Origin of the sequence: Streptomyces sp. NPDC052012 (assembly GCF_040689265.1) — a bacterium.
Taxonomy (GTDB): Bacteria; Actinomycetota; Actinomycetes; order Streptomycetales; family Streptomycetaceae; genus Streptomyces.
On sequence record NZ_JBFAXA010000048.1, the window covers coordinates 1 to 10,928 of the forward strand.

Here is a 10,928-nt window from a genome sequence, read left to right on the forward strand (position 1 = left end):
CGGATCACCCGCTCCTGGGAGGGGCCGTTGGGCGCGGTCAGGCCGTTGCTCGCGCCGTCCTGATTGACGGCCGTGCCGCGGATCAGGCCGAGGATCCGGCGCCCGTTGCGGCGGGCGTCGGACAGCCGCTCCAGGACGATCAGGCCGAGGCCGTCGGAGAAGCCCGTGCCGTCGGCGGAGGCGGCGTAGGCGCGGCAGCGGCCGTCCGGTGACACCGCCTGCTGCCTGCTGAACTCGGCCAGCAGGAACGGGCCGGACATGACGGTCACGCCGCCGACGAGGGCCATGGAGCACTCGCCCGCGCGGAGCGCCTGGGTGGCCATGTGCAGGGCGACGGCGGAGGAGGAGCAGGCCGTGTCCACGGAGACCGCCGGGCCCTCCAGGCCGAGGACGTAGGAGATGCGGCCGGAGGACACGCTGGCCGCGCCGCCGGTCAGCTGGAGGCCCTCGATGTGCGGCAGGCTGCCGGCGGGCGCCGTGCAGTAGTCGCTGGTGCCGACGCCGCAGAAGACGCCGGTGTCGCTGCCGCGCAGGGACGTCGGGTCGATGCCGGCGTGTTCGAAGGCCTCCCAGGACGCCTCGAGGAGCAGCCGCTGCTGCGGGTCCATCGCCAGCGCCTCGCGCGGGCTGATCCCGAAGAACTCCGCGTCGAACTCGGCGATCCGGTCGAGGAAGCCGCCGCCGCTGGTGGAGACGGCGCCGGGGCGGCGCAGGCTCGGGTCGTAGATCCGCTCGGGGTCCCAGCCGCGGTCGGTGGGCAGCCCGCTGATGGCGTCGCGTCCCGAGGCGACGAGCTCCCAGAGGTCGTCGGGGGAGGTGACGCCGCCCGGGTAGCGGCAGCTCATGCCGACGACCGCGAGGGGTTCGCCGGCCTGGGCGAGCAGCCGCTTGTTGAGCTGGCGGAGCCGGTCGGTCTCCTTGAGGGAGGTGCGGAGGGCCTCGATGAGCTGGTTCTGATCGGTTGCCATGTCTACTTCCTCGTCTCCAGGCTCACTGCGGCGACGGTGTGCTCAACCAGGTTCATGCGAGGTCCTCTTGGGCCATTCGGATCAGCATGTCGGCGTCCATGTCGTCGATCGACGCGGTGTCCGTGTCGTCGGTGGCCGGCTGCGGCAGGTCGGTGCCGGCGTCGGCCAGTTCGCGCAGGGTGTCGAGCAGGCCGGCCCTGCGCAGCCGGTCGAGGGGGATCGACGCGAGCAGGGCGCGTACCTCGTCCTCCTCGGACCGCGGTGTGCCTGCGGTGTCGCCGACGATCTGCGGCAGCAGGTGGCGGGCGACGGCCGCCGGGCTGGGGTGGTCGAACACGACGGTGGCGGGCAGGCGTACGCCGGTGGCGCGGGCGAGCCGGTTGCGCAGTTCGACGGCGCTCAGCGAGTCGAAGCCGAGCTCCTTGAACGCACGCTCCGGTTCGACCGAGGCTCCCGAGGCGTGCCCGAGGACGCCCGCGACCTGTGCCTGGACCAGTTCGAGCACGATCCGCTCGCGGTCGGCCTCCGGTGCCCCGGCCAGTCGCCGGGCGAGTGCCGCCGCGCCCGAGTCGGCCGCCTGGTCGGGCGTGCGGACCAGGCCCCGCAGCAGGGGCGGGAGCATCCCCGACCGCGCCTGGGCGCGCAGGGCGGGCGTCTCCAGCCGCACCGGGGCCACCACGGCCCCGTCGACGTCCAGCGACCGGTCGAACAGCGCGAGGCCCTGGTCGGAGGTGAGCGCGCTCATGCCCATGCGGCCCAGTCGGGCCAGCTCGGCGTCGTCCAGTCCCGCCGCCATGCCCCCGGCCTGCGACCACAGGCCCCACGCCAGGGACAGCGCGGGCCGCCCCTCAGCCCTGCGCAGCTGCGCCAGGGCGTCCAGGCCGGCGTTCGCCGCCGCGTAGTTGGCCTGGCCGGGGCTGCCCATCAGGGACGCCACCGACGAGAACAGCACGAACAGCGACAGGTCCGCGTCGGCCGTCAGCTCGTGCAGATGCCAGGCCGCGTCCACCTTGGGCCGCATCACCCGCTCGAGGCGTTCGGGCGTCAGGGACTCGACGACCCCGTCGTCGAGCACACCGGCCGTGTGCACCACCGCGGTGACCGGACGGTCGAGGGAGCCGAGCGCGGCGGCCAGTTGCCCGCGGTCGGACACGTCGCACGCGACGACCCGCGCCCGTGCGCCCAGCGTCTCCAGTTCGGCGACCAGCTCGGCGGCACCGTCCGCCTCAGGGCCGCTCCGGCTGAGCAGCAGCAGCTCCCGCACGCCGTGGGCCGTGACGAGATGACGGGCGAACAGCGCGCCGAGCCCGCCGGTACCGCCGGTGACGACCACCGTGCCCTCCGGCCCGAGGGGCGCCGGCACGGTCAGGACGACCTTGCCGACGTTGTGGCCCTCGCGCAGGTGGCGCAGCGCCTCGCGGCCCCGCCGGACGTCCCAGGTGCGGATCGGCGCGAACTGGAGCACGCCCTGCCGGAACAGGTTCACGATCTCCGACAGCAGCTCTCCCAGCCGCCGCGGGCCCGCCTCCCACAGGTCGAAGGCGCGGTAGGTGACCCCCGGCCGCCCGGCCGCGACCGCGTCCGCGTCCCTGATGTCGGCCTTGCCCATCTCCACGAACCGGCCGCCGCGCGGCAGCAGATCCAGCGAGGCGTCGACGAACTCGCCCGTCAGGGAGTTCAGTACGACGTCCACGCCGGTGCCGCCGGTGGTGTCCAGGAACGCGTCCCGGAATCCCGTCTCCCGCGAGGAGGCGATGTGGTCCTGCGCCACCCCGGACGCCCACACCACGTCCCACTTGGCCGGGCTCGCGGTGGCGAACACCTCGGCACCGAGGTGCCGGGCGATCTGCACGGCCGCCATGCCGACCCCGCCGGCGGCGGCGTGCACCAGCACCTTCTCCCCCGCGCTCAGCCCGGCCAGGTCGACCAGACCGTGGTAGGCGGTCGCGTAGGCGACCGGCACGGACGCCGCCTGGGTGAAGGACCACTCGTCCGGCATCCGCGCGATCAGGTCACGGGCCGCCACGGCCATCGGTCCGAAGGACTCGGGCACGATGCCGAAGACCCGGTCTCCGGGCGCGAACTCGGTGACGCCGGAGCCCACTTCGAGCACGACGCCGGCCGCCTCGGCGCCCAGCGGCACCTCGTCGGGGTAGCGGCCGAGGGAGATCAGCACGTCGCGGAAGTTCACGCCGGCCGCACGCACCTGGATCCGCACCTCGTCGGCGGCGAGCGGCCGCCCGGCGCCGGACGGGACGATCTCCACGTCGTCGAGGGAGCCCTTGCGGGTCGCGGACAGGTGCCACGCGGCGTCGGACGGCGCGGGAGCGGCGCTCAGCCGGGGCGCGAACACCTGCTCCCCGCGCACGGCGAGCTGCGGCTCCTCGTCCGCCGGCAGGGTGCCCCAGTCCGGCTCGTCGCCGTCCAGGTCGAGCAGGGCGAACCGGCCCGGGTGCTCGGACTGGGCACTGCGCAGCAGACCCCACACCGCCGCCTGAGCGATGTCCGGTGCCTCACCGGCGACGGAGACGGCACGCCGGGTCACGACGACCAGCCGGGCCTCGCCGAGCGTCGCCCCCGCCAGCCACCGCCGCACCAGGGTCAGTGCCTCGGCCGCGGCCTGCCGGGCGGCGCCGGCCGTGGGCCCGTCCGGGGTGTCGACGGAGGCCACCACCAGCTGCGGCGCCGGGCTGCCGTCGGCGACGGCCTTCTCCAGCGCGGCCAGGTCCTCGAACCGCTCCCCCGCGCCGACCGCACCGCCCAGCACCACGACCCGCGCGTCCGGGTTCGCGGGCAGCGTGACCGGTGTCCAGTCGAGCCGGTACACCGGCTGCCGAGCGTCACGACGGAGCCGCTCCAGGGCGCCGGGGTCGACAGGCCGCATGTCCAGCCGGTCCAGGCTCAGTACGGGTTCGCCGTGCTCGTCGGCGACATCGAGACCGAACGCGGTCTCGTCGACCCGGCGCATCCGGATCCGCACGCGGGACCTGCCCCGGCTCAGGACGCGCACCCCGGACCAGGAGAAGGGCAGGAAGGCCGTGTCCGACGGCCCGTCCTGGAGCAGACCCGAGTGCAGGGAGGCGTCGAAGAGAGCCGGATGGAGACCGAAGCTCTCGCCCCCGGTGTCGTCGGGCAGGGCGACGTCGGCGTACACCTCGTCCCCGACCCGCCAGGCCGTGCGCACACCCTGGAACGCCGGACCGTAGTCGAAGCCGATGTCCGCCATCCCCGCGTACAGCGCGTCCGCAGTCATCTCCTTCGCGCCGGCGGGCGGCCACTGCGCGGGGGTCCAGGCAGCGGCCGGTGCGGTGTCGTCCGCCACGGCCAGCAGCCCCCGTGCGTGGCAGGTCATCTCGGCCGGCTCCGCCGTCTCGGCCTGCTCGTCCTCGGCCGCCTCCTCGCGAGCGAAGATCGCGACTTCCCGGCGGCCGTCCTCCTGCGCGACACCGACGGTGACCCGGAGCTGAACGGTGGTGTCCTCCTCCAGCAGCAGAGGCGTCTCCATCACCAGTTCGTCCACCACCGGCACGCCCAGCCGGCGACCGGCCGCCGAGACCAGTTCGACCCACGCCGTGCCCGGCACGATCACAGCGCCGAGCACCACGTGGTCGCTCACCCACGGCTGCGACTCGGTGGAGAGACGCCCGGTGAACACCCACTCGTCACGGTCACCGACCTGCACGGCCGCCGCCAGCACCGGGTGCTCGATCCGCTCCAGGCCGGCCGACGTGACGTCACCGGCCGACGTGATCGGGGTGAGCCAGTAGCGGTCACGCTGGAAGGGGTAGGTGGGCAGGTCGACGCGCTGGGCGCCGGTGCCTTCGTAGTAGGCGGTCCAGTCGACGGGGGCGCCGGTGATGTGGGCGCGGCCGAGGAAGGCGGCGAAGGTCTCCGTCTCGCTGTGCCGGGCACGCAGGGCGGGAACGAAGGCAGCGGGTTCGGTGTCGTCGTCCAGGCACTGGCGGGCCATCGCGGTGAGCACCGCGTCCGGTCCCAGCTCCAGGAACCTGCGCACACCCAGGTTCCAGAGGGTGCGGACGCCGTCGGCGAAACGCACCGCCTGACGGACGTGGCGGACCCAGTAGTCGGCGTCGAAGACGGTGACCGGCTCACCGGAGACGTTGGAGACGACCGGGATACGCGGCGTGGCGTAGGTCAGCCTTTCGGCGACCGCCCGGAACTCGGCCAGCATCGGCTCCATACGCGGCGAGTGGAAGGCGTGCGAGACCCGCAGCCGGGTCGTCTTACGGCCCTCCCACCGCGGCAGCCACTCGATCACGGCGTCCTCGTCACCGGATACGACCACCGCCAGCGGCCCGTTGACCGCCGCGATCTCCAACCGGCCCTCGAACCCGGCCAGCGACTCGGCAACCTCGGCCTCACCGGCTTGGACGGCGACCATCGCCCCACCCGCCGGCAACGCACCCATCAACCGGCCCCGTGCCACGACCAGTTCGGACGCGTCCGCCAGGGACAGCACCCCGGCCACATGCGCGGCAGCGATCTCGCCGACCGAGTGACCGATGAGGTAGTCGGCGCGCAGCCCGAGAGATTCGGCCAGCCGGAACAGAGCGACCTCGACGGCGAACAGCGCCACCTGCGTGAACTCCGTCGAGTTCAGCACGTCGTCCTCGGCCGCCAGCAGCTCCCGCAGCGAACGGCCCAGCCGCGGATCGACCTCCGCACACACCTCGGCGAGTGCCTGCTCGAACACGGGGAAGGTCGCGGCGAGTTCGAGGCCCATCCCAGGCCGCTGCGAACCCTGCCCGGTGAACAGGAACGCCGACTTCCCCGAGACGGCAGGCTCTCCGCTGGTGATCTCCGCCAGCCGCGCCAGCAGCTCGTCCCGGTCCGAGGCCACGACCACCGCACGCCGGTCCAGCAACGCCCGAGTCGTCGCCGAGGAGAAGCCCGCATCCTCGGCCGACAGCTCCGGCCGCGCCGCCAGATGCGCCCGCAGTCGCTCCGCCTGCGCCCGCAACGCCTGGTCGGTCTGCGCCGACACCACGACCGGTACCGGACTCGCCGGCCTGGTCCGTTCCTCCGTCACGGGCTCCTCGGCCGGCGGCGCCTCCTCCACGATGATGTGCGCGTTCGTCCCACTCACACCGAACGACGACACACCCGCCCGCCGCGGACGCCCACCGCCCGCACGCCACTCCCGCGCCTCCGTCAACAGCCGGACCTCACCCGACTCCCAGTCCACATGCGGCGACGGCTCATCCACATGCAACGTCGGCGGCAGCACCCCGTGCCGCATCGCCATCACCATCTTGATCACACCCGCCACACCGGCAGCAGCCGACGTATGACCGATGTTCGACTTGATCGACCCCAGCCACAGCGGATCACCGTCCCGCTCGCGGCCGTACGTCGCCAGCAGCGCCTGCGCCTCGATCGGGTCACCCAGCTTGGTCCCCGTCCCGTGCCCCTCGACCGCGTCGACCTCCGCCGGGGACAGCCCGGCGTTGGCGAGCGCCTGCCGGATCACCCGCTCCTGCGACGGACCGTTCGGCGCGGTCAGGCCGTTGCTCGCACCGTCCTGGTTGAGGGCCGTGCCGCGGATCAGGCCGAGGATGCGGTGGCCGTTGCGGCGGGCGTCGGACAGCCGTTCCAGGACCAGCAGGCCGAGGCCGTCGGAGAAGCCGGTGCCGTCGGCGGAGGCGGCGTAGGCGCGGCAGCGGCCGTCCGTGGACAGGCCGCGCTGGCGGCTGAACTCCCGCAGCATGAACGGGCTGGGCATGAGGGTCACACCACCGGCGAGGGCCAGTGAGCACTCGCCGGACCGCAGTGCCTGCGCGGCCATGTGCAGGGCGACGGCAGAGGAGGAGCAGGCCGTGTCGACCGACACCGCGGGGCCTTCCAGGCCGAACAGGTAGGAGACGCGGCCTGAGGAGACGCTGCCGGAGCCGCCGGTGAGCTGGAAGCCCTCGACCTGCGGAAGGCTCTTGTCCGGACCCACGCCGTAGTCGGTGACGCTGAGGCCGAAGTAGACGCCGGTGTCGCTGCCGCGCAGGGAGGTCGCGTCGAGGCGGGCGTGTTCGAAGGCCTCCCAGGACGCCTCGAGGAGGAGCCGCTGCTGCGGGTCCATCGCCAGCGCCTCGCGCGGGCTGATCCCGAAGAACTCCGCGTCGAACTCGCCAATGCCGTCCACGAAGCCGCCGCCCCGGGCGTAGACCTTGCCGGGCTGGTCGGGGTCCGGGTCGTAGAGCCGCTCCAGGTCCCAGCCGCGGTCGGTGGGGAGCCCGCTGATGGCGTCGCCTCCCGAGGCCACCAGGTCCCACAGCGCCTCCGGCGAGGTCACCCCGCCCGGGTACCGGCAGCTCATGCCGATGATGGCCAGCGGTTCGGTCGTCCGGTACTCGGTCTCCTCCAACTGCGCCCTGGTCTCGTTGAGTTCGAGCGCGACTTTCTTCAGGTAGCGGACGAGCTTTTCCTGCTCATCGATGGTGTCCGTCATGTCCGTTTCCCGTCCCCCGTCACTGGTCGCCCAGATCGGCATCGATCATCTGGAAGAGTTCCTCCGCGGTGGTGGCCGCTTCGATCCGCTCCCTGGCGTTCTGTTTCTTGTCGCCCTGGGTGTCGCCCGCGCCGGCGCCGATGCCGGACAGCAGGGCGCGCAGGCGCTTGGCCACTCGGTGCCGGTCCTCCGCGGAGCTCGCGGCGATCAGGTCCTCGAGCTTGCGCACTTCCTGGTCGATGAGAGGCTCGGCCGGCTCCCCGCCGCCGATCTCCGACAGCAGCAGGTCGGCGACCGCGATCGGGGTGGGGTGGTCGAACACGAGCGTGGCGGGCAGGCGCACGCCCGTGGTCTGCGTGAGCCGGTTGCGCAGTTCGACGGCGCTCAGGGAGTCGAAGCCGAGTTCCTTGAAGGCGCGGTCGGGGTCGACGGAGGCGGCCGAGGTGTGGCCGAGCACGCCGGCGACCTGCGCCTGGACCAGTTCGAGCACGATCCGTCCCCGGTCGGTCTCCGGCGCCCCGGCCAGCCTCTGGGCCAGGGCCGCCGCGCCCGAGTCGGCCGCGCGGGCCGGCAGGCGCACCAGACCGCGCAGCAGCGGCGGGAGCATCCCGGCCCGTGCCTGGGCGCGCAGCGCCGTCGTCTCCAGCAGCACCGGAGCCACCACGGCCGCGTCGACGTCCAGAGCCTGGTCGAACAGGGCGGGGCCGGTCTCGGCGGTGAGCGCGCCGACGCCCATCCGCCGCAGCCGCGCCAGTTCGGCCTCGCCCAGCTGGGCGGCCATGCCCGCGGTGTCCGCCCACAGGCCCCACGCCATGGACGTGGCGGGCAGTCCGGCGGCCCGCCGGATTCCGGCGAGGGCGTCCAGGGTGGCGTTGGCCGCGGCGTAGTTGGCCTGGCCGGGGCTACCGATGAGCGCGGACACCGACGAGAACAGCACGAACGCCGTGAGGTCGGCGTCGGCCGTCAGCTCGTGCAGATGCCAGGCCGCGTCCGCCTTGGGCCGCATGACACGGTCGATCTGCTCCGGTGTCAGGGACTCGATCACGCCGTCGTCGAGGACACCGGCCGCGTGCACCACCGCCGTCACCGGGCGCTCCGCCTCGCCGAGGGCGGCAGCCAGTCGGTCCCGGTCGGCCACGTCGCAGGCGACGACGCGGACGTGGCAGTCCAGGCCCTCCAGTTCCGCCACCAGCTCGGCGGCACCGTCGGCCGCCGGGCCGCGCCGGCTGAGCAGCAGCAGGTGCCGTACGCCGTGCGTGGCGGCGAGGTGACGGGCGAACACGGCACCCAGGCCGCCCGTGCCACCGGTGATCACGACGGTGCCCTCGGGCCCGAAGACCGGCGCCCGGTCCGCTGGTGCGGAGGCGGCGCGTGTGAGCCTCGGCGCCAGCAGCCGGCCGCCGCGCACCGCGAGCTGCGGTTCGTCCGCGCCCAGCACCGCGTCCCAGTCCGGCTGGTCGTCGTTCACGTCCAGATCGACGTCCGGGTCCAGATCGACCAGGACGAACCGTCCGGGATGCTCCGACTGGGCGCTGCGCAGCAGACCCCAGACGGCCGCCTGGGCGGGGTCGGGCGTCTCGCCGTCCACGGACACCGCGCGCCGGGTGGTCACGGCGAGCGTGGCGTCGCCCGGCCACTCGCGGGCGAGCCACCGCCGCACCAGGTCCAGCGCCGCGGCGGCGGCCTGCCGTGCGGCATCGGCCACGGCACCGTCCGGGGTGGTGACCGAGGCCAGGACCAGCTGCGGCGCCGGGCCACCGTCGGACCCGGCTGCCCGCTCCAGCTCGGCCAGGCCGTCGAGCGTCGCGACCCGCACCTGCCCGCCACCGGCGGTCGCCGGCACCTGCACCGGCGTCCAGTCGAGCCGGTGGACCGTCCGGCCGCCACCGCGACGCAGGCGCGACAGCTGGGCGGGGTCGACCGGGCGCATGTCCAGCTGACCGAGGCTCAGCACGGGCTCGCCGTGCTCGGACACGGCGTCCACCCGCAGGGCGGCGTCACCGGCGGGCGTGATCCGCACCCGGACCCGTGACAGGCCCGTACGCCCGAGGGTCACCTTCGACCAGGAGAACGGCAGAAGCGTCGCACCCCCGCCCGCACCCTTCTCGGCGAAGGCACTGTGCAGCGTCGCGTCGAAGAGCGCCGGGTGGAGGCCGAAGCCCTCCCCTCCGGTGTCGCCGGGCAGGGCGACGTCCGCGTACACCTCGTCGCCGACCCGCCAGGCCGTGCGCACCCCCTGGAACACCGGACCGTAGTCGAAGCCGAGTTCAGCCATGCCGGCGTAGAGCACGTCGCCGGTCATCTCGGTGGCACCGGCGGGCGGCCACTGCGTGGGCAGCCACGATGTCGTCGGCGTGGTGTCCTCGGCGGCCAGCAGGCCGCGGGCGTGGCAGGTCATCTCCGCCCGCTCGTCGTCGCCGGCGGCCCCGGAGCGGGCGAACACCGCCACCTCACGGCGGCGGTCGTCGCCCGCGGCGCCGACCGTGACGCGCACCTGTGCCGTGGCCCCCTCCTCCAGCAGCAGCGGGGCCTCCATCACCAGCTCGTCCACCACCGGCACGCCCAGCCGGCGACCGGCGGCCGAGACCAGTTCGACCCACGCCGTGCCCGGCACGATCACAGTGCCGAGCACCACGTGGTCGCTCACCCACGGCTGCGACTCGGTGGAGATGCGCCCGGTGAACACCCACTCGTCACGGTCACCGACCTGCACGGCCGCCGCCAGCACCGGATGCTCGACCTGGTCGAGCCCCGCCGCCGCGACGTCGCCGGTCCCAGCCGAGGGCGTGAGCCAGTAGTGCTCCCGCTGGAAGGCGTACGTCGGCAGGTCCACGCGCCGGGCGCCGGTCCCCGCGAACACCGCGTCCCAGTCGACGCGTACGCCGACGGCGTGCGCCTGGCCGAGAGAGAGCAGGAACCGGGGCAGTCCGCCCTCGTCCCGCCGCAGGGACCCGGCCACCGCGACCCGGCCGGCCGCGTCCAGCGCCTCCACGGTGTCCTCCACCGCCATCGTCAGCACGGGGTGGGGGGACATCTCCAGGAAGCAGCCCGCCCCGTGGTCGACGAGAGCGCGGACGGCGGGCTCGAAGCCGACCGGGCTGCGCAGATTCCGGTACCAGTAGGCGGCGTCCAGGGTGGTCGTGTCGACGAAAGCGCCGGCAGCGGTGGAGTACAGGGGGACCGTGCCGGCCGTCGGCTGCACGGACGCCAGAGCTTCCATGAGCTCCGCTTCCAGCGCCTCGACGTGCGCGGTGTGCGACGCGTAGTCGACGTTGACGCGGCGGGCGCGGACACCGTCGCGCTCACAGACCGCCAGCACCTCGTCCAGCGCGTCCGCGTCACCGGCGACGATGACGGCCGTCGGGCCGTTGACCGCCGCGACCGACACCCGGCCCTGATACGGGGCGATCAGCTCCTCGGCCCGCTCCACCGGCAGCGCGACCGACATCATCCCGCCCAGCCCGGCCAGCCGGTCCCGCACCAACTGACTGCGCACCGCC

3 protein-coding genes are annotated in these 10,928 nt (G+C 74.0%); all 3 read right to left on the bottom strand.

The annotated features are described in order from the left end of the window. On the bottom strand, nt 1–968 hold a 968-nt coding region (locus tag AB0412_RS35620; protein ID WP_366406776.1), incomplete at its 3' end, for a beta-ketoacyl synthase N-terminal-like domain-containing protein. 52 nt (nt 969–1,020) lie between these two features. After that, complete coding sequence (locus AB0412_RS35625) at nt 1,021–7,428, bottom strand: type I polyketide synthase (protein ID WP_366406777.1); 6,408 nt, start codon at nt 7,426–7,428, stop codon at nt 1,021–1,023. Nucleotides 7,429–7,447: 19 nt separating this feature from the next. Continuing rightward, on the bottom strand, nt 7,448–10,928 hold a 3,481-nt coding region (locus tag AB0412_RS35630), incomplete at its 5' end, for an SDR family NAD(P)-dependent oxidoreductase (protein ID WP_366406778.1).